The sequence below is a fragment of the Lactobacillus sp. ESL0225 genome (genome assembly GCF_003692905.1).
Lineage (GTDB): Bacteria > Bacillota > Bacilli > Lactobacillales > Lactobacillaceae > Lactobacillus > Lactobacillus bombicola.
Genome location: NZ_REHK01000007.1, coordinates 20,534 through 47,235, shown reverse-complemented (window position 1 = coordinate 47,235; position 26,702 = coordinate 20,534). Strand labels below are relative to the sequence as shown.

Below are 26,702 nucleotides of genomic sequence, written 5' to 3'. Positions count from 1 at the left end.
CCTACACACTAGTTAAATAAACATTAACACATTGAAGACCATTTTTCCCCTGTGCCAGTTGATACTTAACTTTTTGCCCGACTTGAAGACGGCGATAGCCCTCTTCTTTGATAGCCGTATAAAAAACAAAATATGATTTGTGATTTTGGTCATCTTCAATAAAACCAAAGCTACTATTTTGATCAAATTGTTTTACTGTACCTAGGCGCATTATTCTTCTAAACCTTCTTGTATTAGTTCTGGATAATCATTTTTAACAATTTTGGCACAACGACCACAAATTATGCTCAATTCATTATCTGCCCCGATATCTGTTCTAATCATGCGACATCTTGGACACACTTCACCTTCTGCATGTTCAACTACAAAGGAACCATTTGGCAACTTAAGAGCTTCTGCTGGAGCTGCGCTATCAGTGATTACTAATTTAGAAACAATTAGAATTTGTCTAAAATCTGCATCTAATTTATCAAGAACCGCTTTAGTTTCTTTAGTTGGATAAATAGTCACTGCCGCTTCAAATGATTTTCCAATCAGTTTGCTATTTCTAGCTTCTTCTAAAGCCTTCAAAACATCATCACGTAAATTCATGAAGACGCCCCAATTGTTAAGTAATTCTTCCCGATTATCATATTGCTCTACCTTAGGCATATCGGTTAATTGAATATGGTCTTCTTTTTCCTTTGTGAACGACCAAATTTCTTCCATAGTATGCGGTAGAATTGGGGTTAATAATTTAGCTAATTTAACAGTTGCATCATAAATAACTGTTTGCATCGATCGTCTAGCATGACTATCTTTGCTTTCAATATATAAAACATCTTTTGCAAAATCTAAGTAAAAGGCCGATAAGTCGTTAGAAATAAAGGCAAAAATATGTTTATAAACTGTATTAAAATCATACTTGTTGTAACTAGCAAGACAATCTTGAACTAAGTCGTTTAAACGAACTTCAATATATTGGTCAATTGAATTCAAATCTTCATATGCAACTTTATTAGTATGTGGATCAAAATCGCTAGTATTGGCCAATAAATACCGGAAAGTATTACGTATTTTCCGGTAACTTTCGGCTGTTTGACTCAAAATTGACTGAGAAACGGCAACATCAGACGTAGCATCAACGGAAGCTACCCATAAGCGTATAATTTCGGCCCCCATTTTCTTAATGATATCACTTGGAGCAATAACATTACCCAGTGATTTAGACATCTTATGTCCTTGATCATCTAACACAAAACCTTGTGACAAGATACTACGATAAGGTGCTTTTTCCGTAGTTGCTACTGCAGTAATCAAACTTGAGTTAAACCAACCACGGTATTGATCACTTCCCTCAAGATATAAATCAGCTGGAAAATGTAAGTTCGTTCTTTGGGCTAAAACAGCTCTATGCGAAGACCCTGAATCAAACCAAACATCTAATATATCTGTTTCTTTTCTAAATTCACCATTAGGTGAGTGTTCAGAAGTGAAACCTGCAGGTAACAATTCCTTAACACTACGCTTATACCAGGCGTTGGACCCTTCTTTACTAAATATCTCAGCAATATGATTAATGGTTTCTGGTGTAACAATTGGCGTATCATCTTCAGCATAAAAAATTGGTAGTGGTACTCCCCAAGCGCGTTGCCGTGAAATTACCCAATCTCCACGATCTTTAATCATATTATGCAAACGTAACTTACCCCATGATGGCATGAAATTAATTTGATTAATTTGAGCAAGAATTTGCTCGCGGCACTTATCAATTGAAGCAAACCATTGAGTTGTTGCCCGGTAAATTACTGGTTTTTTAGTCCGCCAGTCGTGAGGATAAGAGTGCGTAAAGTAGCTCAATTTTAACAAATTGCCGGACTTTTTTAATTTATCACTAACTAATTTATTAGCATCAGCATAGAATACGCCAACTAAATCTGCATCGGGCACTTCTTCAGTAAAACATCCTTTATTATCCATTGGACTAAAGACTGGTAAGCCATACTTCTGTGCAACATTATAATCATCTTCACCAAAGCCTGATGCAGTATGAACCAGTCCTGTACCATCTTCTGCGGTTACATGCATTGCATTCATCAGCAAAACATCTTGACCATATAATGGATGAGTAGCTAGCATTCGATCCATTTCTGAACCCTTTAAATGTTGCACAACTTGATAATCATGCCAACCTAGTGCTTCAGCCACAGACTCCAGTCGATCTGTCCCAATGACATAACGCTTATCGTTAACCGCTACAACTGAATAATCAAAAGCTGGGTTAACCGTAATTCCTTGATTAGCTGGAATCGTCCATGGTGTTGTTGTCCAGATTAAAAAGTAAGTATCAGTTGTATTTAAGATACCCTTGCCATCTTTAACTGGGAAAGAAATATAAATTGACGGTGATTCTACATCATGATATTCAACTTCTGCTTCAGCTAACGTAGATTCACTGGAAGGTGACCAATAAACTGGTTTTTTACCTTTATAGATATAACCCTTCTGATACATTTCCCCAAACAAGCGAATCTCTTCAGCTTCATACTCAGGTTGTAAAGTAATGTAGGGATGGTCCCAATCAGCTAGAATACCTAATCGTTTAAAATCAGTCATCTGTTTTTTTACTTCTTTTTTGGCAAATTCTTCACAAAGTTGACGGTATTCAGCCCGACCCAGCTTTTCCCTTTTAATTCCCTTTTTTGCAAGTTGTTGTTCAATTGGTAACCCATGCGTATCCCAACCCGGAACAAAGGGGGCATAATATCCATTCATGTTCTTAAAGCGAACAATAATGTCTTTAGAAATTTTATTCAAAGCATGACCCATATGAATATTCCCGTTAGCAAAAGGAGGGCCATCATGTAAATCAAAACTTGGCTTACCTTCGTTCAATTTAAGCCGTTGTTCATATAGCTTATCATCATCCCACTCTTGTTCCCATTGTGCTTCGCGAACAGGTAAATTGCCTCTCATTTTAAACTTAGTCTTACCCAAGTTAAGTGTATCTTTTACCTTCATTTCATATTCCTTTCTGTTAAAAAAAACCTCGTCCAAAATTAGGGCGAGGTTTCATTCGTGGTACCACCTAAATTGAGCTTATTCAGCTCCACTTAAATTTTGCGTATCGTGCAAATCACGTAATAAACAAATCAGACAGCTGATCAACCTCTAAGCTTTTGTATTAGCCTTACACCATCGCTAATTCGCTGAATTTGCTTTTCGATTTTACTGTCAGTTTATTAGTTATTATCCTTATAATTATCGGGGAAAATAATATCCTTATCTGCAACATGCTTCATGCCGGTTGAATCTACACCGTTAAATGAAATATTCGGACTATCGCCCTCAATTAGCTGCGAACTATGATGCGAATCATCAATATTCTCCTCAAAGTTTACTTCAATCCCTGCTTCATTGTCAACCTCATCGTCTTCATCAATCTCTTCATCTGCATCAGTTAAAGTTAAAGGCTCTGAACCATCTGGTGGATAAAAACGCTCAGTTGAAAAATAATGATCAAGTGCTTTTTGCCATTTTTCATCCTCTAAGTTTGCAATCGCCTTTTGTAAAAGCTCTTGAATGTAATTACGATAACCAGCTACTTCTTTTTTAACTCGTTCATAATCGAATTTAATAGTTTCAAGTTGTTGGCGTTGATAATCTGTATCAATTAGAGCTTGAGCAGTTTTATTGTCAGCTACAATTGTTGCATCTGCAATAATCTTTTGCGCTTTTTCTTTAGCCTCAGTAATTATAGCTTGCTTTTTACTTTCAATTGCATGATATTCTGCAACTTGCTTTTTAAATTTATCAGCTTGTCCTTGTAATTGCACTATCTCATTTTTCAAGTCAGCAATCTGATCAAGTGCATCTCCATAATCATTAACAATGCGATCTAAAAAGCTATCAACTTCATGGCGATCGTAGCCACTAAGTCCTCGCTTTTTAAATTCTTGTTTATGAATATCCATTGGAGTTAATGGTTCTATCTGTATTTTTTTGCTTGCCAAAGTTTTAGCACCACCTTATATTTACCTTTTTTAGTTTGACCAATATCAGTAATCTGCAGACGCCCAAATTTCCTTAAACTAAGAACATCATCTCTTTGTAGCATAAGATTAGTTTCGGTAACTGTAAACCAGTTTAACTTAACCAATTTGGTCGAAACAGCAGCTTTTATTTGTGACCGACTAAGCTTACTAATTGCTGATAAAAGCGCATCTAATCTTAAAGAGGCGACAATTACAGTTGCCATCTTACTGTCATCGGCTGGAACTAATACACTGGTCTGTGGTAGCTGCTTTATACTGACTTTTGTTTTACCAATATACTGCAACTCACTTTGGAAAAAAGGGAGTAACTTGTTATCTGCCATAAACTGCCAATTTCCATAGTTATCGGTAATAATGTCACCAAAAGTTTCAGTTTTTATGCCTGAATTGGCTAAACTACCAAGAATCATACTATGATTTAATCGAACAAATTTTTTAGGATAAACAATCTGACAAATACTTATTTGAAAAGCATCTAATGAATAACTTGCACCTTCAGACAAAAGAACACGCTTCTTTTCAGCAGCAGGATAGCCACCAAATTCTTGAAAAGAAATATCGCTACCAACAAGAATTTTTAAAACTGCCCTTTGCCCTGGATTTAGAAATTCTGACAAGACTGGTTGATTACTATAAAGAGCTTTTTTATAGTAATGAAGTAGTTTATCCACAAGTTTACTACTTTCAGTTTCCCCTAAAATTCCTTCTACATAGTGTTTTCGCTGATTAATATTTTCTAAAGCCAAATTATTTCACCGAGAATCCATATTTTTAAAATTTGCTAGCAAACATAGTAGGTATAATTATAACATAACTAACAAACAAAATTGTTATCAAATAAAAAACATTAAACTAAAAAAGTTCAATGCTTTATTGTTTGTTTTAAACTATATATTTTTAGTTGCAGAATACTTGAAAAGACTAACCGAATAACTTTAATAATATATTTAATAGCCAATTAATCACATAACTTTGAATAAAGTATAGTACTAAGACGCCAACTAAAAATGAAATATCAATTCCCGTTGTATTAGATAAACTTTCAATCGGACCTTTTCTAAAAAGATTGACATAGGGATCGATTAAACGATTAAGAATTCTAGCAACTGCTGATTCATGTAGTCCTGGTATCCAACTTATGATTGCATCAATTACCATTAAAATACTATAAAGATAAATAAGATAGTCAAGAATACTGATAAGATTATAAATCATTACTGTCATCATTCTAAGTTATCTTTTTTATCGACTAATTCACTAATCTTGCCATCAGTAACAAATCTTGGTGGGGTTGCTAAAAAAATTTTATCTCCTACTCGTTGTATCTTACCATTTAAGGCATAGACCGTCCCCGTAATAAAATCTACAATTCTTTTAGCCGAAGCATCTTCCATTCGACTAAAATTAATAATTACGGCCTTATTATCTAACAAATTTTGTGCTACTTCTTTAGCATCAGAATATACTCGTGGCTCGTATAATACTATCTTACTTTTTTTGTGACCGCTTGCACTAGAATTAATTGAGACAACATTATCATGGTAAACACCATTTGATGCACTGTTATCATCAGGTCTTAATGTGTCTTCATATTCTTCATCATCTTGAATTTCATCATCGATATCAGTTACACCGAAAAATTTACCTAATTTGCTGAATGACATTTTTTACCTCCTATTAGTTTTCACCACGATGTCTAAAAAATGGGATATCATCAGTGTCATCGTCAAATGCACTTGTTTCAATTTGAGAAATACTATTTGGTTCATCATCAAATGAGTCTTCTCGATCATTTTCTTCAATCGATGGTGTTACTCGAGTTGATGTCTGCTCATCGCTATTCAACCCCCATACACTAGTAGGGTCAACCATTACCTTATGCTTGGGTGCTGGTTGAACAGTAGGTTGATCCAATGAAGGGTCTGAATTCGTATTTTGCAAATTTTCATCAATAACTGTTTTTTCTTGACTATGATTATTGACTTTTGCTTTAGCTTGAACTTGATGACTACGACCAGGAAGTTGCTTTGAAGCTTCTTCTTCAGCTTGAGAGCTAATTCCTGTGGCAATTACTGTCACTACTACTTCATCACCTAAGTTTGGATTGATTGAAGTACCAAAAATAATATTGACATCATCTCCGGCAGCTTTTGACACTATTTCTGAGGCATCCTGTGCTTCAAACAAGGTTAAATCTGGACCACCTGTAATATTAAGTAAAACTTGCTTTGCTCCATCAATGGAAACCTCAAGTAATGGTGAAGAAATGGCAAGCTTAGTAGCTTCGACTGTCCGATTTTCACCATTTGCACGACCTATTCCCATTAAGGCAGCTCCTTGATTGGCCATAACTGTTTTTACGTCGGCAAAATCTAAATTGACGTAGTCAGTTGAGGTAATTAAATCAGAGATACCTTGTACGCCTTGTTTTAATACATTATCTGCTTCTTTAAAGGCATCCATCATTGGTGTCTTCTTGTCAACCATTTCAAGCAGCCGATTATTAGCAATAATTACTAATGTGTCAACGTACTGCTTTAATTGCGCAATCCCTTCTGTTGCATTTTTGGATCTCTTGGGACCTTCAAAAGTAAAAGGACGGGTAACAACACCAACAGTCAAAGCTCCTGTTTCACGCGCAATTTTAGCTACTACAGGTGCGGCACCAGTTCCGGTTCCGCCACCCATACCAGCAGTAATGAAAATCATGTCTGCACCTTTAAGTGAATCTTCAATCGTCTGTTCACTTTCTTCAGCAGCCTTTTGTCCAACTTCTGGATGTGATCCAGCACCTAAGCCTCTAGTTAACTTGGGCCCTAATTGAATTTTATTATCTGCTTTATTGCTATTAAGAGCTTGAACATCAGTATTGGCCGCAACAAAAGACACTCCTTGTACGCCATCATCGATCATTCGATTAACCGCATTACCACCAGCACCTCCAACACCAATTACTTTGATGACAGCATTTTTATTGTCGTCTGAATCGAATGTAAAATCCATCTAAATTAACCACCTTTAATCAAAGAACTTTTTAAAGAAATTCCTTATGCCTTTTTCATTTTTATGCATATTATTCAGTTTGCTTTGCGAGTCTGTCTCTCGCTTAGACAACTCATGTCTATTATATTCTTCTTTTACTTTTGTTTCATTAGCAGAAGTCGGTCTTTTTGATTTTTTTGTTACCGTTTTTTCATTTTGATCAAGTATATCATTTCCATATATTGAACTAGTAATCAAAAAATCAATATCTGACATTTTATATGCATAATTGACAATCCCGAAAGCTGCGGAATACACTGGGTTGCGCATCCCAATTTGATCCGGATAGTAAACACGTGCCTTAACATTCATTGCATTTGCAATGATTTCAGCATATCCCTGAAGTAAACTACTTCCACCGGTAATGATTACACCACCAGGTAATTTTAATGCATCATGTTGGGCCAAACCCTTTTTTATTCGGCCAATTATTTGCATTACGCGGGCATTAATTATTTTACTTAAGTAAACTTCGTCTACCATTTGTTGCCCATTTGAGCCAACACTATTAACAGCAAACTCATTTTTAACAGAAGCTAAAGCTGGATTAGCATAGCCATAATCAAGCTTAATTTGATTTGCATCTTTTTTTGAAGTACTGAGAACTACAGAAATATCATCGCTAATGTCACTGCCACCTTCATAGTCAACATTGGCATAGACAATTTGATTATTGCGAATAACCGTTGCTGTAGTAACTCCACCACCTAAGTCAAGAATAATTGAGCCAAATTTTCGTTCGCTTTCTTGTAAAGCGACACTAGCGATTGCTAACGGGGTGGGAACAAAGAAATTATTTTGATAGCCGGCTCTTTCAATTGCCTTCTTAATATTATGAAGTGGGCTGGTTGGCGCGGTCAAGACAATTCCTTGTACTGCTAATGAATGAGCAATCATTTTTCGGGGATCATCAACAACGTCTGTTCCATCTATCACAAAATGATTAGGAAAAAAAGCAATTGGTTCACGATCACTTTTTACACCAGACCTAATTGCAATGCTGATAACGCGCTTAACATCACTGTTGCCAACTTCTTGACCACTGTCACTCACATTAATTAAATCACTTGCTTTTTCTAACTGCAACATTCCAACTGGTATTCCAGTTACCACGCGATAAATATGAGCGTTGGTCTTAGTAGCAATTTCTTTTAAAGCTTGTTTAATTGCGCTGGCTGTTTCATCAATATCTACTATATTACCATGCCGCATGCCCTTATTATTGACCGCAACTGCACCTATGACCTTACCTGCATCAGCAACAACAGCTTTTACTGTAGTAGTACCTATATCCAATCCCACTAAAAGATTTGTATCGTCCAAAAATTAAACCCCCCGTCTATGTTCTTTTAAAATTTTAACATAAAAGAAACATAAAATCAGCTTATGTTAAGCCATATATTCGCTTTTCATTTGCTGTGAGTGGGCGACTGAAAGCACCCACTTCTAAATCTATTAAACTATTTTTTCCAACTTTATTTCTTATTTCATTATAATACTTTAATTTGCTTTTGAGTGTTGAAATATCGCCAATAACTACATTCCCATCTTTCATGACAAAAATCACCTGTGATTTACGACGTGTATTCCCACTCAATAATTTTATTTGGCTTTGAAAACTACTTGGTAGACTATTAAATAATTTTAAATTATTTTCGAGTGAAACTTCGTGGTTATAATCAATAAAGACTGGTTTATTGTGGCTTACTCTATTCCAAGGAAGTAACTGTGATCCTAGTTTACCATTTGACAATATTTTACAATACCCTTTTTCTCTCTTTATATACCCAATAGTTTTAAATTCATTTATCTCCAACTGTAAGTGATTAAAATGTTCAACATATATATTGATAAATTTTATTTCATTATACTTATTAACTAACTTATTATTAATTTTTTTTTGCTTTAATAAACAATCAATTACCTTATCACTGCCTTTAATTTCGGAAGTGTTCACAATTTCCTTAATGGGAAGGCTACTTTCACCTGTTACTGTGATACTGTTAACATTGGCTAATGGAGATATATAGTAACCTAAGCCTAATAAGACTATTACCGAAACAATAATAATCAAACCCATTCGCTTGAACAAGGCTGACCTACGCTCGCTATGCAACTTAGAAAGAGAAGCAGAGATTTTTACTTGATTTTTTCTCTTATTTTGATTAGATTGATAGTTTAAATATCGAGATAATTTTTCTTCAGGATCAATCTTTGTCACCTTTTTTTTAGTCAACAGTTTTCACCTATTTATTACTTAGTAATCTCTTCCATTACTTTAATTATCTGATCTGAAGCATTTGGAACCCCTAATCGCTTAGAAGCAATACTCATTGCGTCAGCATATTTACTATCCAGTAAAATATGGTCAATTGACGAAATAAAATTGTTAGGATTCAGATCATTTTCGGCAATTACAGTAGCTGCACCTGCTTTTTCAAGATCAAGTGCATTTTTCATTTGATGATTATGTGTAACATTAGGACTAGGAATCAAAATTGCTGGGACACCTAAAGCAGTAAATTCAGCAATACTGGTTGCTCCAGAACGAGAAACAACGCAAGTCATCTTAGGTAACAAGGCCGGCATATCTTTTACATAAGATAAAATAGTAATATTATCATATTGAATACCAGCTAATTTCTTTTTGATTTCTTCATAATAATACATTCCGGTAACCCAAATGATTTTATATGGCTTTTGGTTAAGCTTTTTTAGTGATTGCAGCATAATTCTATTAATGGTCAATGCTCCACGTGAACCACCAAAAACTAACACTGTGGGCATTTTAGAATCATATTTACTTGTAATATTATTTGCGCTTGCAGACAATAATCTTAATACTTGTTGTGACCGGGGATTCCCTGTTTTTACAAGTTTTTTTTTCTCACTAAACTGCTTAGCTGCATCATCAAATGTGTAACAAATTTTATCAACAAAATGACCCAAAAATTTATTAGCAACACCAACTACTGAATTTGATTCATGAATCATAGTTGGAATTCCCATCTTAGCAGCAGAGTATACAATTGCTCCACTTACATACCCACCTGTGCCGACTACTACATCAGGTTTAAATTCACTGATAATTTTTTTAGCATTTTTAGTTGCTTTGATAAACTTTTTAATAGTTGTAAAATTATTCAATAAGTGCTTACGACTAAAGCCCTGAATTTCCAGTGTTTTAAAGTTAACCCCAGCTGCTGGAACTATATTTGCCTCTAATCCTTTTTTAGTACCTACAAATAAAATTTCATCATCTGTTGCCAAATTTCTTTCTTTTAAGCGTTCAATAATCGCCATAATTGGGTAAATATGGCCGCCAGTTCCACCACCAGTAAATATAACTCTCATTTATTTTTCTTCAATTCCTTAATAAATTTAATAAAATAGTTGCCACGATCTTCAAAATTCTTAAATTGATCCCAAGAAGCACAAGCAGGCGAAAATAATAAAACGTCTCCTGGAAGAGTTAAGTCATATGCTTTGGGTACAGCTTCTTGAAGCGTACTAGTAATTACAATTTCCTTAATATCTGCTTTTCTTGCTGCATCTGCTAATAAATACCTTGTTTCACCATAAAGGACAACAGCTCTAACGTGCTTTTTTAATAAAGGAATCAAGGAATCAAAATTAAATCCGCGATCAAGTCCGCCAGCAATCAAAACTTCAGGGGAATCAAAGGCGGGAATTGCAACAGAAGCAGCTTCAATATTAGTCGATTTTGAATCGTTGTAAATTCTACGCTCATTTAGTGTCATTACATATTGTAAACGGTGTTTAGCGCCTGTAAAGGTGGACAAGACTGCGCGAATGTCATCAATTTCAGCTCCCATCAAATGTGAAATGGCACTGGCAACCAGAGCATTTTGCTGGTTATGTATGCCTGGCAGTTTTATATCACTAGCTTTTATAAGCTTTTCCTTTTTAGTTTGCAAGTAACCATCAGCAATAAAATAATCAGCTTCTTGATTGTTTTCAGAAAAAGTTTGGATTTGAGCTTGAGTTATTTTTCTTTCTTCATTGAGAATATTAGGCTGGTCAAGATTAGCCAAAAAATAATGATTAGCTGTTTGCGTTCTAGTTACATTTAATTTTGCATCAACGTAGTTATTAAATGTTTTATGATAATCAAGGTGCACATTGTGATAAATATCAATAATTGTCGCTACTTCTGGATTGATATCAGTTACACCTAGTAACTGAAAGCTGGACATTTCTACTATTAATAAATCTTGACTAGTAGCTTTCATTACTACTTCGGAGATAGGAGTACCAATATTGCCAACTGCGTAAGCGTGATGACCTAATTTAGTCATATGATGTTCCATAATTTCTTGCGTAAGCATCACAGTTGTAGTTTTACCATTTGAACCGGTCACACATACGTAGGGTGCTTCACTGGCACTTAAAGCAATTTCTGGTTCAGTAATAATGGGCAGACCAATTTCCTGTGCCTTTTTTACCATTGGGTTTTCATAAGGGATACCCGGATTCTTAACAAAATAATCAAAATGTTCTTGATTTAATAATTCAACTGGATGTTTACCCCCAATTACACGTACACCCAGCTGCACTAATTTTTGAGCATATTCATTTTTAGCTAAATCTGCCTGATCATTCAAAGTTAGCTTTGCACCAAGTTTAAGTAGCAATCTACTCACTGCAAAACCACTTTTTCCTAAACCTAAAACTAATATATTTTTATTTGCATACTTTGCAACTTTTTTCATGACACTATCCCCAAATTAATAAATATAGAATACTTCCGATTAAGCCAACAGTCCAAAACAAAAAGTCAACTTTCCACTCAGAAAATCCAATCATTTCAAAATGATGATGAATAGGTGTCATTTTAAAAATTCGTTTGCCTGTAGTTTGATAAGAAATTACTTGCATAATCACACTAGCGGTTTCACAAACAAAGACAATGCCAATTAGCAAGAGTGACCAAGGATGATTTAAAAATACACTTACAGCTGCAAGACCGCCTCCTAGTGCCAACGAACCTGCATCCCCCATAAAAATCTTTGCTGGTTTATGATTAAAAACAAAAAATGAGATTAACCCACCGATTATGCTCATACAAAAAATTAAAATAGAAAAATTCTTTTGCTTTAAAGCAATATAAGCATAGGTCGCATAGGCAATAATTGACAACCCAGTTGCTAAACCATCAAGTCCATCAGATAAATTGACAGCGTTTGAAAAGCCAACTAGCCAGAAAATAACAAAAGCCGTAAATACAACAACACTACTGATAGTTCCGATTAGTGGCAAGAAAAGTGCAAACTTAAAATTATCTTTCATTGCAATGCAGATAATCGCAATAGCAATAAAAATTTGAAAAACAAACTTTTGCCAAGCTTTCAATCCCAAATTACGCTTATAAAATAATTTAATACCATCATCTAAAAAGCCGATAATTCCATACCCTAGTAGGCTAATTAGCAAAATATATACCAAATTATTCATTTTATTTTGCCATATTGAAACCCAAATAGTTGTAATAGTGGCTGCAATTACAAAAATAACACCGCCCATTGTGGGGGTACCAGATTTCTTTTGGTGCCACTTTGGGCCTTCATCACGAATTTTTTGTCCTTCATGATGTGACGACATAAAAATAATCATCCACGGAAGAAAAATTCCGGTTAATACTAGTGAACTAACTAATGCGATAATGCTAATAATCAGCATAAATGCTACTCCTTTAATTTTACTTTAATTTTGCTTGATGGATCTATTACAGTATCTGGGGTAATGTTTTGCTTATAAACTATTCCAGACCCACTAATATTTATTTTGTTCGTAATCAATCTTGATAATTGATATAAATCATCCCTTTTCCAGCCCTTCAAATTAGGCATCTTAACATTGCCTGCTGTCAGTACTATTAAATTGCTACCAGATACTCGTTGAGTTCCTTGTGAAAGAGCTTGTTTTGCTATTTTATTTCCTGTTCCTAAGATAATCAGATTAACACCAGTTTGACGAGCTTTTTTCTTCGCCTCAGCAACAGTTAAATTTTGTAGATTAGGAATTTTTACCTCTATTGATTTGTCCACACTATTTTTTGACATTAAAATAACACGGTTCATCATTGGTTTAAATATCGAGGCCAGTATAACTTCTGCTGGCTTAGACATTCGCTGTGGCTGTTTCATTGTGATATAGATGCAATATCGCGGATGCTTTGCTGGCGTAACACCAACAACTGAGAAGGTATAATTATTACTTCCCTTTAGATAGCCGCCACCTTTTAATCTTGCTATTTGTGCTGTACCTGTTTTTGCTGCAATACTTTCTTTATTGATGCGGTAAATAGATCCAGTACCAATTTTTTTATTTAACACGCGTTGCATATTGGACAAAACTACTTGAGCGGTTTTCCTTGAATAAATCGGTTCACCCACATTTTTAACTTGATAACCATCTATTACTTTACCAGCAGAATTGGTTGTTTTTTCAATAAACTGTGGTTTAACCATTTGCCCATCATTAGCTAAACTACTAAATGCTTGCATCATCTGCATTACATTGACATTAACTCCTTGGCCAAAACTAGTAACAGCTTGATCAATTGGAGATTGAAAAGTTATAAATCCAGGCTGTTCACCAGGTAAAGTGACATTAGTTTTTTTACCAATCCGAAATTTTTCCAAATAATTACGCCACGTCTTAGCTCCCATTTGTTGTTCAATATGAACAAACCCCGTATTACTAGAACGTGGAAATACCTGTGAGTAGGGAATACTACCCCATCCTTGTGCTTGCCAATCATGGATAACTGATCCTGAAACGGTTACTGCTCCTGAATTGTAATACTGATTGGGATGATAATTGTTGCTATTGACTGCAGCAGCTAGCGTCAACACTTTGAACACTGAACCTGGCTCGAATGTATCTTGTACTAAGATATTACGATAAGAATGTGAAATTCCCTTTTTCGTTTGCGGGTTAAATGTCGGACGTTGCGAAGCTGCTAAAACTTTACCAGTTTTCATGTCTTCCACCACTGCGGTCATCGATACTGGTTGGTAATTTCTTTGGACATAGGATAAACGATTTTCCAAATAATTTTGTAATTGAGAATCAATTGTCAAATAAAGATTTTTACCATCAACAGGTGCCTTATATGTTTGAACACTATTAGGTATCTGATAATTAGCCGCATCAACTGAAGAAATCTGATATCCATCCTTTCCAGATAAAACATCATCAAACCACGCTTCAAGTCCCATTGTTCCAACTAAGGACTCTGACTTGGTCTTTTTGTCATATTTTGGAGTGGCAATTCCGATAATATGAGAGGCAAAATTTCCATTTAAATATAAACGCGATTGCGTTTCAAAAAATTTAATACCTGGCAATTTCATCTGCTCAATTTTATCTTTTTGTTTCTTAGTTAGACCCATTCCAGCAGTTCCAAACTGAACTTGAAAAGCAACATGTTTAGGAGAAAGATAATGTAAAATTTGATTAGCCGATAAAGGTAAAACCTTTGCCAACTTTTGAGCGGTTTTTGTCTTATTAGTCACGTATTCAGGCTTATTTTTATAATTGATTGAAGATTTATCTAAAATAGCATAAATCGTATATAAGTGTGAATCTTGAGCAACTGCTAAACCGTTACAATCATAGATAGTTCCTCTAGTTGCTTTTAAAATTTGATTGCGCTTATATAATTGTTCTGTTTTTTGCGTTAAATCCTGACTATTAACAGTTTTAGAGATACCTATATACAAAAATCTGCCTGTAAATACAAGAAAAACCAAAGCTACAGCCAGCTGAAAAAATCTGCCAACTATGATACGGTACCCGTGAGCTTTGGAATTGGGATTATTTTTTTTATTGTCTTGTTCATTCATTAGTGTATAGTCCTAATGTTTTTATCAATTAAAATTAGTCCTTGACTATGCGCAATTCGATTCATTCGCGAGCTTGAGGTCAATTCTCCAAGTTCTTGATGTAAGTCACTAACTTCACTTTTTCCCCTATCAACTGAGCGTTGAATACTGGTTAATTCATGTTGCGCTGAAGTTGCAGTAATACTGGCCGACACAAGAACGGTCATCATACTAATCGTAATTATAGTTCCTAAAAACAATATTATTTTTTCAAATCCACTCCAAGGGACTTCCTGTTGCGTAATAGGTTGGTGTTGTTGCTGTTTGGATTCAAGTTCTTCTTTGGGATCATATTCTATTTCCCTTGCTAAATTATCAGCCATTGTTATTTCCCTTTATTATAATTTTTCCGCAATCCGCAACTTGGCACTGTGTGAGCGGTTATTATTTTTTAGCTCTTCAGAAGAAGCAGTTATTGGTTTGCGATTTACCAATCTAAGGATTGGTTTAATACTATCTGGAATCATTGGCATTCCACGCGGTACTTCAACTTCCGAATACTTCTTAAAGATATTTTTTACAATTTTGTCTTCATCAGACTGAAAAGTAATTACACTTATTCGCCCACCTGGCTTAAGTAATTCTATTGCTTCTTCAAGTGATTTTTCTAATACTTCGAGTTCATGATTCACGGCAACCCGCAAAGCTTGAAAGGTCTTTTTAGCTGGATGCCCCCCAGTTCTTCTAGCAAATGCAGGAATTGCGGCCTTAATAATCTCAACCAATTCAAAAGTTGTTTCGATTGGCTTTTTTTGTCTATTCTCTATAATCTTTTTAGCAATTTGCCGTGAATATTTTTCATCACCAAATTTATACAGAATAGCCGCCAATTCTTTTTGACTTGAATTATTTATTAACTGATAAGCATCCAGATTTTGGCTTTGATCCATCCTCATATCAAGTCGAGCATTAAATCTATACGAAAAGCCACGTCCTGCCTGATCAAATTGGGGTGAAGAAACTCCTAAGTCATAATAAATACCATCTATCCCAGTTTCATAGCCTAACTGATTCATTTCTGATTTTAAATGACTAAAATTGTTATGTACTAACTTTAGTTGTGGCTTACTACTAGATTTTAGTACATCGGCAAAATTAGCTTTTGCCATTTGAATCGCATACTCATCCTGATCAAAGCCAACTAATGTACCATTGCTTAACTTGCTTAATAAATATTTGGCATGCCCGCCGCCACCAAATGTTGCGTCTACATACAGGCCATCATTCTTCAGTTTTAAATTATCAATTGTTTCGTGTAAAAGTACACTGGTGTGTTTAAATTCCATAATTATTTATAGTTCAATATCATCGAAATCTTCAGCAATGTCATCATAATTTTCATTAGCCTGTACACTAAATTCATCCCAACGTTCTTTTGACCAAATTTCTATTCGATCAGAAACGCCAACGATTACACATTCTTTAATCAAGGATGCATGTTTCTTTAAAGTCGTGGTCAGATTCACACGTCCTTGCTTATCGAATTCGCACTCCATTGCACCAGAATAAAATAGTCGCGTAAAACTACGAGCATTCCTTTTAGTCAATGGAAGGTGGGCTAATTTTGCTTCCATGACTGCCCACTCTTCTGTGGTATAACCAAAAATGCAGCCTTCCATGCCGCGAGTGAAAATCATTTTATCACCAATTTGATTACGCAAACGGGCAGGTATAATTAGCCGACCTTTGCTATCAAGATTGTGATGATATTCACCCATGAACATGGCTTAGCCCCCTTCCAAAGAATAATTTACCACAATTCACCACTTCCTACCACTTTTTAGTTACAAAACATTAAATATTTATATTTTCTTTTAAAAAAATAACAAAAGACCGAAATTATTTAAAATCTTCGGTCTTTTTAAAATATATTAGATCAGCATAAACATTAAACCAATATACCAGAAAATTGTATTAACGGTTAGATAATTCCATATTTCACGCATTATTTTATCTAGTGCTATATTCTTATTTTTTATTGCCTCAGCAATTGTCAAAATAATAACTAAAATGAAAAAAAAGAAAAAACCATAAGGTAAAAATTCTGGTTTACTTTGCTTCAATGAAATTAAATGACAAGCATAGATAAAAAAGAAGGGTAAGATATCATATCCACGAAATTTAGCTCTTGGAAATAGTTTATTTAAAATAACAGCACAAACTAAACCTAGTAAAGGTAATCCAAATATCAAAAACATACTTTAGCCTCCTCAGTACTAAACCATATTTTAGCTTAACAACTGTTTGAAAAAAACTAATAAGTAGCATAAAATATTGTTCAAGCAGGAGGTTAATCATGTCACGCAAACGTAAACAAAAAAAATCAGGTTTTCAAAAACTTACAATTGTTATGGCTTGGCTTATGGCAATTTTTACATTAGCTGCTATTGCAATGCCAATAGTTAGTGCATCAGGAATTTTTGAATAAAAAAAGTGGGAACTCTTCCCACTTTTTTTATTGATAATTATTCAAATTAACCAAAAACGGATACTTAATTGCCAAACTACCCCAGATTTTGTATGTAAGACAAGCGAATAAAAATGACCACCCAATCGTTGTGGGCAAGCTCCATAATAAATCTAAAACAGAAACATTTATTACCCCAGTAATTTTTAAAATTAGCCAACTATAAGCATTTACTCCAACTACAGCAATAATTATTACTAGCATTCTTGCCCAAAAAACTTCTGGTAAAAAACGAGCTACCTTTTGTAAAAGCCAACATGTCGTAGGTAAAGCAACGGCATAGAGCCCAATAATACCGTAAAAATAAATGTCACTAACTATTCCAGCACCAAGCGCAAGCCAAATTTCATTTTTATTTGTATCATCAAATAAAGCAATTAGCATTACTCCTATTGGTAATAACAAATTAGTACTTGAACCAAGTGAAAAAAATTCGTGTAAATAAAGGGCTAAACTGGCATTAATAACTAAAGCAATATAAAGTGCAATCGCTAACACAAATCTCTGCAGAGAACGCATTAATCAGTCACCTTTCTTTTAATTACCGAAACCACTGTTGGATCATTTAATTCTCCAGCTGGTCTCAATTTAAGTAAGTCAGATAGACCAAAAGAATCATGTGTCGTTGTGGCAATCGTACCAATTAACAATCCTTTAGGTGAATTGCCACCCATACCACTGGTATATACTTTAGTCCCTCGCTTTAACTTCTTCCCATCAACGGCTTGAGTAAAGGCTAAACTTTTAGTTCCAATAACAGTAATAATACCATGCACTTTTTTGCCATTTACTGCTTTTGCTTCAACAGCAAATCGATTGGCCGATTTATCGGAGGTAGTGATTAGCTCTACTTTAGCACTAGCTGCATTAACTTCTACAATCCGCCCAATAACTCCTCCACCAGACATAACCGCCATGTTTTTTTCCAAGCCAGAAGTTGTTCCTTTGTTTATGATAAGCAAATCACTCCAACTATCTGGTGAGCGAGCAATGACTGAAGCCTCAATAGTATCAAAATCCGTCAATGATTCTTTTAGTTTCAGTGCTGATTTTAATTGCTTATTTTCAGTTTCAAGGCTAGAATTACGTGCTTCTGTTTGCTGCAATTCCGTTACTCGACTCTTTAAATAATTATTCTCGTCTTGTGTTTGCAAAAGATTGTGCACATTACTTAATGTTCCCGAAACTAAACTAATTGGATAATCAACCAACCTTGTACCAACTGCGGCTACATCATTTCCAAAACTTTGAATAACTAGCGGCGTACTTCTTTTATTACGTAAACTAACACTAGCGCCGAGAATCGAAAAAATAATAATAATTACAATACATACTGATAATAGTTTTTTATTTTGTAGAAACTTTTTCATCTGGAATTGATCCCTAAAAAAGCCGGCAAAAAGAGCCGACTTTATATATTATTTGCGACTTCTACGCATTATTTCAATATTTTTAAGTGATTCTCCAGTACCGATTGCAACACAATCAAGTGGATCTTGTGCAATAAATACAGGCACTTTAGTTGCTTCTGAAATCACATCAGGTAAATTCTTTAGCAACGCTCCTCCACCAGTTAAAACGATTCCATGATCAATTACATCTGCAGCAATTTCTGGAGAAGTTTGCTCAAGTGTCTCTTTAATAGCAACAATAATATCTTGCACAACATCTTGAATTGCTTTTGCAACATCAACGGCTTTGACATCAACCGACTTGGGTAAACCAGTAACTAGGTCACGACCCCGAATATTAATTGAATCGATAGTTTCCGCCTTTTCAACTGAAGCAGAACCAATTTGAATTTTAATATCTTCAGCAGTACGTTCTCCAATTAATAAATTAAAGTTGGAATGTACATAATTTATAATTGCGGCATTAAATTTATCGCCAGCTTGACGAATAGAAGTTGATGAAACAATTCCACCAAGTGAAATTGTTGCAACATCCGTTGTTCCACCACCAATATCAACTACCATTGAACCTGTTGGATCCATTACAGGTAGCCCGGCTCCAATTGCAGCGGCAAATGGTTCTTCAATTACAAAAGCTTCACGAGCCCCGGCCACGCGAGCAGCATCGATAACTGCTCTTTTTTCAACTTCTGTAACCCCTGATGGTACACAAATCATTGCTGAAGGCTTTGAATTACCAACTGTTTTTTCAATGAAGTACTTCAACATTGCGGCGGTTGTATCATAATCAGCAATTACTCCATCCTTCATTGGCCGAATTGCGACAATACTTGCAGGTGTTCTACCAATCATTTCTTTAGCTTCTGAACCAACCGCGATCACTTTATTAGTCTGCGTATTCTTTGCTACTACTGAAGGTTCTCTAAGTACAATACCTTTACCTTCCATATAAACAAGAGTATTGGCTGTACCCAAGTCGATGCCAATGTTTTTTGCTCCTAATCCAAACACGAAAATCTCTCCTTAATTACTGCAGTCTCTAAATCTTGGTTAATTATAGCATAAAGTGAAACAGAAAAAAGATTTGTAGAATAAGTTTAAGATGAATTTAAAACAATTGATGCTCCTGCATGCTGAAATATTGTCCCTTACCTACAATAAAGTGATCTAAAAAATCAATATGCATCATTTCGGCACAACTATGTAAACTTTTAGTTAATTCGATGTCACTCCTAGACGGCAACAAGTTGCCACTCGGATGATTATGAACGACTATGAAGCCCGCACAAGCATAAATAACTGCCCACCGAAAAATTTCTCTTGGATGTGCAACCGACTTATCTAGCGTCCCAATAAACAAACACTTTTCAGCAACAATATGGTTGCTATTGTCAATATAAATTGCCCATAATTGTTCTTGTTTATGTCCTGCTAATTTGTCCGTTAAATACATCCCAACCTCATTACTTGAGGTCAAGACTGCTTCACGATCAGGAACTGCAAAGCGTAGACGCTCAAGTAAATTCTCACAAATAATAGAAATATTCTGATCACATTCATCATTTGAAATAAATTTCAGTAACTCATTAAAATTATTAATATGTAGTTGTTTCAGTTTCGATGAGAGCTCTTCAAAGCGAGTAATTCCTTGTTCTGTTAATTGATCAAAAAGACTATTCATTATTTCAAAATCTGTATTAATTAAATAGTGCTTAGATTTAATAATTTCCATGTAAATCATCCCTTTCACTACTTAATACGCAAAAAAACTAAATTTTAGCTAAAAAGTCTTTAAAACTTGATCTAATAAACGTAGCTATTTTTTGATCTTCCTTTGTCGCCGGTACTAAGTCAGGAATCATTACACACTTAATACCAGCATTGACTGCTGCTTGCAATCCAGAAGATGAATCTTCAAAAGCCAATAAATTCTTTTTCGGTAAAGCCATTTTTTCAGCAGCTAAAAGATAAATATCTGGTGCCGGTTTGGGATTGACTTGGTTATTTTTAACATCTGCGGCATTCAAATGAAAATAAAAATAGTTACGGGTACCAGTTACCCATAAGTTATGTTCAACAGCTTGTTCAGTATTACTTGTGACAATTGCCATCGGTATTTTGCACTTTTGCAAATAGTCAAGGATTGCTTGCACACCAGGTTTTAACTTTAATTTCCCTTCGTCTGTCCATTGCCACACTAAATCATCTGTTTGCTGAATAAATTGTCTTTTCTGCTGATCATTTTGGAAATAATTTTTATAAAAATCAGCCATACTGGTGGCTGATGCACCAACTAGTTGCAAATAAAGATCAGCTGGCATCTTAAGCCCAGCTTTGCGTGCCGCTTGGATATTTGCTTGCCAATATAATTCTTCCGAATTAACTAATAAGCCATCCATATCAAAAAGAACGCCTTTAATTTCACTATTTATGCCTTTTATTTTCATACTTTTGCTCCCATTGCAAAATATTGCCAACCAAATAAAACGAACCTGTTACTAGTAGTATATCATTAGGCTGACTTTTTTGACGTAGCTGTTTAAAGGCAATTTGCCAATCTGCCTCGTAGGGATACTTATCTTTAATTTGCTGCGGGAAATCAGCCTTGTTAGCAGCCCTAGGATAATCAATAGTGGTTATATGAACCTCATCATTTTTTTCAAATAAAGAAAAAATCGGGGTAAGATCTTTATCTCGCATTAACATTATGAGAATACGCACTTTACCTTGACGTCTTTGTTGTTGCTGGTGAACAAAATGCAATAAATTTTGCATTGCCTGAATATTATGCGCCCCATCAAGCACAACTAAGGGATTATTTTGAATAATTTGGTAGCGCCCAGGGATAACCGTTTGATCAAGAGCTAATTCAATTTGATTATCGGCTAGTGGAATCCGCAAAAGGCTAAAAGCTTTAATTGCAACTGCTAAATCATAGCATTCAACCAATGGTCTGGGCGATAGCGTTACTTGCCTTTTTTGATCAGTATACACTGCCGCTGTAGTAAGAGTTACATCAAAATCAACGCCCAGCTGATATAAAGGAGCTGCTTCAACTAAAGCCTTTTGCTTAATAAGCGGTAATACATCATTAGGAACATTACCTAAAATAACTGGTCGCTGGCACTTAATTATGCCACTTTTTTCACGTGCAATATCTTGAATTGTTGGTCCAATTAAAGCTTCATGGTCAAGCCCAACCGTCGTAATTATACTGACTTCCGGTACAATTACATTGGTCTTATCATGCTGACCACCAATACCAACTTCAATTACGGCATAATCACATTTAGCTTGAGCAAAATAAGTAAAAGCCAGTACCACTTCATATTCAAATGTAACTAATGAAAAAGACGCATCATCTTGGCGCAGTTGTGCCAAAACTTGTTCGACCCTGTTTGCAATTCTAAGTAATTCAGATTCACTAATATACTGACCATTAATCTGAATTCGTTCACCAAATTCAAAAACATAGGGCGAAACAAAAAGGCCAGTCTTTTGACCGGCTTTTTGTAACAAGTTGCTCAAATAATACGAAGTTGATCCCTTGCCATTAGTACCTGTAACATGAATTGTTTTAACTTGATTTTGCGGGTTACCTAGTAAATTAAGAACCTGCTTGATGTAAGTCAAATCAGTTTTTTCATGGGTTTTCGGCAAGGCATATAAATAAGTTAAAAAGGCTTGAGAATTGTTAAAAATCACATTATTCACTCTTTTTTAAATCTTGAATTCGCTGTTGCACACTAGCTAGTTGATTTTCATAATCAGCCAGCTTAGCTTTTTCTTTGTCAATTACAGCAGCAGGAGCATGGACAACAAAACCCTCATTGCTTAATTTTTTAGTTGCCCGTTCAACTTCAGCTCTAAGGTCTTTTTCTTCTTTTTCCATACGCTTAATTTCATCATCAACGTTTACCAAATCAGCTAGCGGAATAAAAATTTGCGCTCCCGACACCACAGCGGTTTTAGCCAATTTAGGTGCGACAATTTCAGTGGCAATCGTTAATTCTTTCGGATGTAAAAAGTTTTTCACATATTCAGCATTATCAGCCAAAATTTTTTCATTATTAGCATCCTCTAGTTGAATCATGATATCAATTGGTGAAGATAAAGGCGCATTAACTTCCATACGAATGTTGCGCACTGCTTTAATAATTTCAATCAAAAAAGCCATGTCATGCTGGGCTTTATCATTTACAAATTCAGCGTGAAATTCTGGATAAGGTGCAATCATGATTGATTTACCTTCATGTGGCATGGATAACCATAATTTTTCAGTTACAAATGGCATAATCGGATGGAGTAGTCGTAAAATTTGATCCAAAATCCAAATTAAATTATCTTGTTTTCTAGTCTTTAATTGGGCATCGTTACTGTTTAAAGCAACCTTAGAAACTTCGATGTACCAGTCACAGAAATCATTCCAGATAAAGTTATATAATTCTCGCCCAGCTTCGCCAAATTTATATTCATCGAATAAGCGAATCACTTCACTAACAGTATGATTTAACTGCGCAAAAATCCAGCTGTCAGCCAAATCAAACTGCTTAGTATCAGGCATATGAGCTGGCTGCGCACTTTCTGGTAAATTCATGATTACAAAACGAGCAGCATTCCAAATTTTATTAATAAAATTCCACGCAGCCGATAATTTCTTTGGATTATAGCGCGTATCCTGACCTGGAGCAGTCCCATTAAGTAAAAACCATCTTAAGGCATCAGCTCCATATTCATCAACGACATCCATTGGGTCAACCCCATTGCCCAGTGACTTACTCATCTTGCGTCCTTGTTCATCGCGAATTAAGCCATGTAAAACTACATCCTTAAATGGACGTTTATGGGTAAAGTGTAAACTTTGGAAAATCATGCGTGAAACCCAAAAGAAAATAATATCATAGCCAGTTACTAAGGCATTAGTTGGAAAATAACGATTAAAGTCAGCGACAGTTGTATCAGGCCAACCCATTGTCGAAAATGGCCACAAAGCACTAGAGAACCACGTATCCAAAACATCAGTATCTTGGTCCCAGTTTTCAATATCATGCGGTGCTTCTTCACCAACATACATCTCACCTGTCTTTTTATTGTACCAAGCTGGGATGCGGTGCCCCCACCAGAGCTGGCGTGAGATTACCCAATCATGCACATCTTCCATCCAATGCTCTAGCGTTTGCTCAAATCGTTCTGGAACAAAGTTAACCTTGTTGGCAGTTTTTTGATTTGCCAATACCTTTTCAGCTAAAGGCTTCATTTTCACAAACCATTGAGTTGAAAGACGCGGTTCAACTTGGACACCTGAACGTTCAGAGTGACCAACTGAATGCACAATTGGTTTTATCTGAATAAGGTACCCCTGCTCTTTTAAGTCCTTAACTAGAGCTTCACGACAAGCAAAACGATCCATGCCTTGATATTTTCCTGCTTGCTCATTCATTGTCCCGTCGTCATTCATTACATTAATTCGTTCTAAGTTGTGGCGATTACCAACAGCAAAGTCATTCGGATCATGGGCGGGCGTAATTTTTACTAGTCCTGTTCCAAATTCAGGATCAACGTGTTGGTCTTCAATAATTGGAATTTTACGTCCAACTATTGGTAAAATTAATTTCTTACCGACAAGGTCTTTATAGCGTTCATCCCCATGAGCCACAGCTACTGCCGTATCACCAAACATAGTTTCTGGTCGAGTGGTTGCAATTTCGACAAAACCAGAGCCATCAGCAAAGGGATACTTGATGTGATAAAAAGCCCCTTTATCATCTTGGTGGATAACTTCAATATCACTCAATGCTGTTTGCAGTTGCGGATCCCAATTAATAATATATTCACCGCGATAAATCAACCCTTCATTATACAATTGAACAAAAACTCGCTTAACAGCCTTAGATAGCCCTTCATCTAAAGTAAAGCGCTCGCGTGAATAATCAAGCGACAACCCCATCTTTGCCCATTGACTTTTAATGATATTAGCGTACTCATCTTTCCAGTCCCAAACTTGTTTAACAAATGCTTCACGTCCCATTTGGTGACGATCTTTACCTTGCTTACGCAATTTAGCTTCAACTTTAGCTTGAGTAGCAATTCCAGCATGATCCATTCCAGGTAAATATAGCGTATCGTACCCTTGCATTCGTTTAAAGCGGATTAGAGTATCTTGAATTGCCGTGTCCCAAGCATGGCCCAAATGTAACTTTCCCGTAACATTTGGTGGCGGGATTACAATAGAATAAGGATGGGCTGTTTTATCCCCTGATGGCTTAAACAAGTCTTGATCAAGCCATGCTTGATACCTACCAGTCTCAACCTCATGGGGATCGTATTTAGGTGCTAGATCTGTCATAAATTTCCTCCAATAAAAAAGTCCTAGACAATCTTGTCTAGGACGATATAATAACCGCGGTACCACCTATCATTAAGCAAAAATATTGCTTCTCTTAATCTAGTGATAACGGACCTTGATACCGGACTAGCCTACTTTAAATTCAGCTAATCAATTAAATCAAGCTACCAATTAACCTTCATTCGGTCTTTCACCAACTATGGACCTTTCTCTACTTATAAGATTAATACCTCTTGATTACTTCTTTAGATAGAATTATAGCATGTTTTTTATAGCAGTGCAGTATCTTCTGCTGCTTTATCGGCTATGAATTTATCACCAGGATAAATAGTCGTTATTTTCATACCAGCTAGGGCGCGCTCAATTAAGCCCTCAACATCTAGCCGTGCTTCAAATTCGCGTGCTTTATCAATTCTTGGCTTAGTTTTAGGACGGGGTGGGGCAAAGATTGTGCAACAATCTTCAAATGGTTGAATTGATAAATCAAAGGTACCAATTTGTTCAGCTAAACGAATAATTTCAGTCTTATCCATTGTAGCAACTGGGCGCACAACCGGAGTTGTGGTTACATCGTTAATTGCTGCCATTGACTCCAATGTTTGCGAGGCCACTTGTCCCACAGATTCCCCATTGAAAATAGCTAGTCCTTTTCTTTTAGCCCGGATTTGATCTGCTAAACGTAACATAAAACGACGTTGAACTGTCATCAAATAACCTTCTGGTAACTTTTCTTTAATAGTTTCTTGAATTTCGGCAAATGGAACTGCAATAAAATTAATTCGTCCTGCATAGTTAGCCAATATTCCTGTTAATTCTTTAGCTTTGTTGAGGGCTTTCTCAGTCGTATATGGCGGACTATAGAAATGAACCATATCAATGTCCACCCCCCGCTTCAAGGCTAAGTATGATGCAACCGGAGAATCAATTCCGCCTGAAAGCATCATTACCGCCCGACCTCCAGTTCCAACAGGCATCCCACCTGCACCGTGCAATAACTGGTTAGAAATATATACTGCATCTTGACGAACTTCAAGTCTTAATACCAAATCAGGATGTTTCATTTCTACTTTTAAGTTGGACATATTTTTAAAAAGATAGTCCCCAACTAATTGATTTAACTCATTGGTATCATAGGTAAAATTATGGTCACTACGCTTGGTATTAACCTTGAAAGTCATTCCCTCTTGGTAAGTCTCTTTCATCAAAGCAAGAGCAGTTTCTTCAATTTTAGCCAGTGTTTTTTCTACCTTAACTGTTGGTGAATACGTTTGGATACCAAAAACTTTCTTTAAACGCTGATCTATTTCCGCAAAAGGTGCGTCGTTTAAGACAATATGCATCCGATCATGACGCGGATGAAGCTCAATTTGCGGGAAATCGCGTAATACCCTAGTAACATTACCAGCTAAACGACCAATAAAATCCTTTCTATTCTTCCCTTTAGTTGAAAGTTCACCATAGCGAACCATAATTTCAGTATATTTCATCAAA

General features: G+C 35.6%; 26 protein-coding genes. 1 reads left to right on the top strand and 25 read right to left on the bottom strand.

Features of this window, described 5'->3' with window-relative positions; all coding sequences use genetic code 11:
* Window position 1: 1 nt before the first annotated feature.
* From F5ESL0225_RS03220 to F5ESL0225_RS03140, 17 genes are all read right to left on the bottom strand, one after another.
* On the bottom strand, window positions 2–211 hold the full coding sequence (locus tag F5ESL0225_RS03220) for a cold-shock protein (protein WP_090091777.1): 210 nt from the start codon (window positions 209–211) through the stop codon (window positions 2–4).
* Window positions 211–3,000 (bottom strand): isoleucine--tRNA ligase, encoded by a 2,790-nt coding sequence (ileS, locus tag F5ESL0225_RS03215; RefSeq protein WP_122047846.1) that lies wholly within the window; start codon window positions 2,998–3,000, stop codon window positions 211–213. The genes F5ESL0225_RS03220 and ileS overlap by 1 nt, the downstream gene beginning before the upstream one ends.
* Before the next feature lie 221 nt (window positions 3,001–3,221).
* A complete protein-coding gene (locus F5ESL0225_RS03210) occupies window positions 3,222–3,992 on the bottom strand; it encodes a DivIVA domain-containing protein (RefSeq protein ID WP_122047845.1) in 771 nt (256 codons plus the stop codon).
* Window positions 3,968–4,780 (bottom strand): RNA-binding protein, encoded by an 813-nt coding sequence (locus F5ESL0225_RS03205; RefSeq protein WP_122047844.1) that lies wholly within the window; start codon window positions 4,778–4,780, stop codon window positions 3,968–3,970. Before F5ESL0225_RS03205 ends, F5ESL0225_RS03210 begins: the two co-directional genes overlap by 25 nt.
* A 175-nt stretch (window positions 4,781–4,955) precedes the next feature.
* Window positions 4,956–5,249: a YggT family protein gene (locus F5ESL0225_RS03200; protein ID WP_233554097.1), complete on the bottom strand. Its 294-nt coding sequence runs from the start codon at window positions 5,247–5,249 to the stop codon at window positions 4,956–4,958.
* A gap of 8 nt (window positions 5,250–5,257) precedes the next feature.
* On the bottom strand, window positions 5,258–5,698 hold the full coding sequence (locus tag F5ESL0225_RS03195) for a cell division protein SepF (RefSeq protein WP_090091771.1): 441 nt from the start codon (window positions 5,696–5,698) through the stop codon (window positions 5,258–5,260).
* 13 nt (window positions 5,699–5,711) lie between these two features.
* Entirely contained in the window at window positions 5,712–7,037 is a 1,326-nt protein-coding gene (gene ftsZ, locus F5ESL0225_RS03190; protein WP_122021582.1) for a cell division protein FtsZ, read from the bottom strand.
* Between the two features lie 15 nt (window positions 7,038–7,052).
* Window positions 7,053–8,399 (bottom strand): cell division protein FtsA, encoded by a 1,347-nt coding sequence (gene ftsA / locus F5ESL0225_RS03185; RefSeq protein ID WP_122021581.1) that lies wholly within the window; start codon window positions 8,397–8,399, stop codon window positions 7,053–7,055.
* A 61-nt stretch (window positions 8,400–8,460) separates the two neighbouring features.
* On the bottom strand, window positions 8,461–9,312 hold the full coding sequence (locus tag F5ESL0225_RS03180; protein ID WP_122021580.1) for a cell division protein FtsQ/DivIB: 852 nt from the start codon (window positions 9,310–9,312) through the stop codon (window positions 8,461–8,463).
* 17 nt (window positions 9,313–9,329) lie between these two features.
* Window positions 9,330–10,430, bottom strand: a complete 1,101-nt coding sequence (gene murG / locus F5ESL0225_RS03175; RefSeq protein WP_122021579.1) for an undecaprenyldiphospho-muramoylpentapeptide beta-N-acetylglucosaminyltransferase — start codon at window positions 10,428–10,430, stop codon at window positions 9,330–9,332.
* Complete coding sequence (gene murD, locus F5ESL0225_RS03170) at window positions 10,427–11,809, bottom strand: UDP-N-acetylmuramoyl-L-alanine--D-glutamate ligase (protein ID WP_122047843.1); 1,383 nt, start codon at window positions 11,807–11,809, stop codon at window positions 10,427–10,429. The genes murG and murD overlap by 4 nt, the downstream gene beginning before the upstream one ends.
* A 4-nt stretch (window positions 11,810–11,813) precedes the next feature.
* Window positions 11,814–12,776, bottom strand: coding sequence for a phospho-N-acetylmuramoyl-pentapeptide-transferase (mraY, locus tag F5ESL0225_RS03165; protein WP_122047842.1), 963 nt, complete (start codon window positions 12,774–12,776; stop codon window positions 11,814–11,816).
* A gap of 5 nt (window positions 12,777–12,781) precedes the next feature.
* Window positions 12,782–14,947, bottom strand: a complete 2,166-nt coding sequence (locus F5ESL0225_RS03160; RefSeq protein ID WP_122047841.1) for a penicillin-binding protein — start codon at window positions 14,945–14,947, stop codon at window positions 12,782–12,784.
* A complete protein-coding gene (gene ftsL / locus F5ESL0225_RS03155) occupies window positions 14,947–15,309 on the bottom strand; it encodes a cell division protein FtsL (protein WP_122021575.1) in 363 nt (120 codons plus the stop codon). The genes F5ESL0225_RS03160 and ftsL overlap by 1 nt, the downstream gene beginning before the upstream one ends.
* 15 nt (window positions 15,310–15,324) lie before the next feature.
* Window positions 15,325–16,272, bottom strand: a complete 948-nt coding sequence (gene rsmH, locus F5ESL0225_RS03150; RefSeq protein ID WP_122024614.1) for a 16S rRNA (cytosine(1402)-N(4))-methyltransferase RsmH — start codon at window positions 16,270–16,272, stop codon at window positions 15,325–15,327.
* Window positions 16,273–16,278: 6 nt separating this feature from the next.
* Window positions 16,279–16,710, bottom strand: a complete 432-nt coding sequence (gene mraZ / locus F5ESL0225_RS03145; protein WP_122021573.1) for a division/cell wall cluster transcriptional repressor MraZ — start codon at window positions 16,708–16,710, stop codon at window positions 16,279–16,281.
* Between the two features lie 147 nt (window positions 16,711–16,857).
* Entirely contained in the window at window positions 16,858–17,184 is a 327-nt protein-coding gene (locus F5ESL0225_RS03140) for a DUF3397 domain-containing protein (protein ID WP_118896404.1), read from the bottom strand.
* Between the two features lie 98 nt (window positions 17,185–17,282).
* On the opposite strand from F5ESL0225_RS03140, the gene F5ESL0225_RS03135 reads away from it, so the two are divergent.
* Window positions 17,283–17,414, top strand: a complete 132-nt coding sequence (locus F5ESL0225_RS03135; protein ID WP_090091749.1) for a DUF4044 domain-containing protein — start codon at window positions 17,283–17,285, stop codon at window positions 17,412–17,414.
* 27 nt (window positions 17,415–17,441) lie between these two features.
* Here F5ESL0225_RS03135 and mreD read toward each other — a convergent pair whose 3' ends face one another.
* From mreD to thiI, 8 genes are all read right to left on the bottom strand, one after another.
* Window positions 17,442–17,972 (bottom strand): rod shape-determining protein MreD, encoded by a 531-nt coding sequence (gene mreD / locus F5ESL0225_RS03130; RefSeq protein WP_122021572.1) that lies wholly within the window; start codon window positions 17,970–17,972, stop codon window positions 17,442–17,444.
* On the bottom strand, window positions 17,972–18,823 hold the full coding sequence (mreC, locus tag F5ESL0225_RS03125; RefSeq protein WP_122021571.1) for a rod shape-determining protein MreC: 852 nt from the start codon (window positions 18,821–18,823) through the stop codon (window positions 17,972–17,974). The genes mreD and mreC overlap by 1 nt, the downstream gene beginning before the upstream one ends.
* A 48-nt stretch (window positions 18,824–18,871) precedes the next feature.
* Complete coding sequence (locus tag F5ESL0225_RS03120) at window positions 18,872–19,876, bottom strand: rod shape-determining protein (protein ID WP_122021570.1); 1,005 nt, start codon at window positions 19,874–19,876, stop codon at window positions 18,872–18,874.
* 97 nt (window positions 19,877–19,973) lie between these two features.
* Window positions 19,974–20,597, bottom strand: coding sequence for a RadC family protein (locus F5ESL0225_RS03115; RefSeq protein ID WP_122021569.1), 624 nt, complete (start codon window positions 20,595–20,597; stop codon window positions 19,974–19,976).
* A gap of 37 nt (window positions 20,598–20,634) precedes the next feature.
* Window positions 20,635–21,312 (bottom strand): HAD family phosphatase, encoded by a 678-nt coding sequence (locus F5ESL0225_RS03110; RefSeq protein ID WP_122047840.1) that lies wholly within the window; start codon window positions 21,310–21,312, stop codon window positions 20,635–20,637.
* Window positions 21,290–22,570 (bottom strand): folylpolyglutamate synthase/dihydrofolate synthase family protein, encoded by a 1,281-nt coding sequence (locus F5ESL0225_RS03105; RefSeq protein ID WP_122024607.1) that lies wholly within the window; start codon window positions 22,568–22,570, stop codon window positions 21,290–21,292. The genes F5ESL0225_RS03110 and F5ESL0225_RS03105 overlap by 23 nt, the downstream gene beginning before the upstream one ends.
* Before the next feature lies 1 nt (window position 22,571).
* The gene (locus tag F5ESL0225_RS03100) at window positions 22,572–25,211 is read right to left on the bottom strand and encodes a valine--tRNA ligase (protein ID WP_122047839.1); all 2,640 of its coding nucleotides are present in this window, start codon (window positions 25,209–25,211) and stop codon (window positions 22,572–22,574) included.
* Between the two features lie 269 nt (window positions 25,212–25,480).
* Window positions 25,481–26,698 (bottom strand): tRNA uracil 4-sulfurtransferase ThiI, encoded by a 1,218-nt coding sequence (gene thiI / locus F5ESL0225_RS03095; RefSeq protein ID WP_122021565.1) that lies wholly within the window; start codon window positions 26,696–26,698, stop codon window positions 25,481–25,483.
* Window positions 26,699–26,702: the final 4 nt, after the last annotated feature.

Excerpts from the sequence above, each read along its gene's own strand:
- F5ESL0225_RS03220 (WP_090091777.1), bottom strand. The coding sequence starts at position 211 with ATGCGCCTAGGTACAGTAAAACAATTTGATCAAAATAGTAGCTTTGGT.
- ileS (WP_122047846.1), bottom strand. The coding sequence starts at position 3,000 with ATGAAGGTAAAAGATACACTTAACTTGGGTAAGACTAAGTTTAAAATG.
- F5ESL0225_RS03200 (WP_233554097.1), bottom strand. The coding sequence starts at position 5,249 with ATGATTTATAATCTTATCAGTATTCTTGACTATCTTATTTATCTTTAT.
- F5ESL0225_RS03195 (WP_090091771.1), bottom strand. The coding sequence starts at position 5,698 with ATGTCATTCAGCAAATTAGGTAAATTTTTCGGTGTAACTGATATCGAT.
- ftsZ (WP_122021582.1), bottom strand. The coding sequence starts at position 7,037 with ATGGATTTTACATTCGATTCAGACGACAATAAAAATGCTGTCATCAAA.
- murG (WP_122021579.1), bottom strand. The coding sequence starts at position 10,430 with ATGAGAGTTATATTTACTGGTGGTGGAACTGGCGGCCATATTTACCCA.
- murD (WP_122047843.1), bottom strand. The coding sequence starts at position 11,809 with ATGAAAAAAGTTGCAAAGTATGCAAATAAAAATATATTAGTTTTAGGT.
- mraY (WP_122047842.1), bottom strand. The coding sequence starts at position 12,776 with ATGCTGATTATTAGCATTATCGCATTAGTTAGTTCACTAGTATTAACC.
- F5ESL0225_RS03160 (WP_122047841.1), bottom strand. The coding sequence starts at position 14,947 with ATGAATGAACAAGACAATAAAAAAAATAATCCCAATTCCAAAGCTCAC.
- ftsL (WP_122021575.1), bottom strand. The coding sequence starts at position 15,309 with ATGGCTGATAATTTAGCAAGGGAAATAGAATATGATCCCAAAGAAGAA.
- rsmH (WP_122024614.1), bottom strand. The coding sequence starts at position 16,272 with ATGGAATTTAAACACACCAGTGTACTTTTACACGAAACAATTGATAAT.
- mraZ (WP_122021573.1), bottom strand. The coding sequence starts at position 16,710 with ATGTTCATGGGTGAATATCATCACAATCTTGATAGCAAAGGTCGGCTA.
- F5ESL0225_RS03140 (WP_118896404.1), bottom strand. The coding sequence starts at position 17,184 with ATGTTTTTGATATTTGGATTACCTTTACTAGGTTTAGTTTGTGCTGTT.
- F5ESL0225_RS03135 (WP_090091749.1), top strand. The coding sequence starts at position 17,283 with ATGTCACGCAAACGTAAACAAAAAAAATCAGGTTTTCAAAAACTTACA.
- mreD (WP_122021572.1), bottom strand. The coding sequence starts at position 17,972 with ATGCGTTCTCTGCAGAGATTTGTGTTAGCGATTGCACTTTATATTGCT.
- mreC (WP_122021571.1), bottom strand. The coding sequence starts at position 18,823 with ATGAAAAAGTTTCTACAAAATAAAAAACTATTATCAGTATGTATTGTA.
- F5ESL0225_RS03115 (WP_122021569.1), bottom strand. The coding sequence starts at position 20,597 with ATGGAAATTATTAAATCTAAGCACTATTTAATTAATACAGATTTTGAA.
- F5ESL0225_RS03110 (WP_122047840.1), bottom strand. The coding sequence starts at position 21,312 with ATGAAAATAAAAGGCATAAATAGTGAAATTAAAGGCGTTCTTTTTGAT.
- F5ESL0225_RS03100 (WP_122047839.1), bottom strand. The coding sequence starts at position 25,211 with ATGACAGATCTAGCACCTAAATACGATCCCCATGAGGTTGAGACTGGT.
- thiI (WP_122021565.1), bottom strand. The coding sequence starts at position 26,698 with ATGAAATATACTGAAATTATGGTTCGCTATGGTGAACTTTCAACTAAA.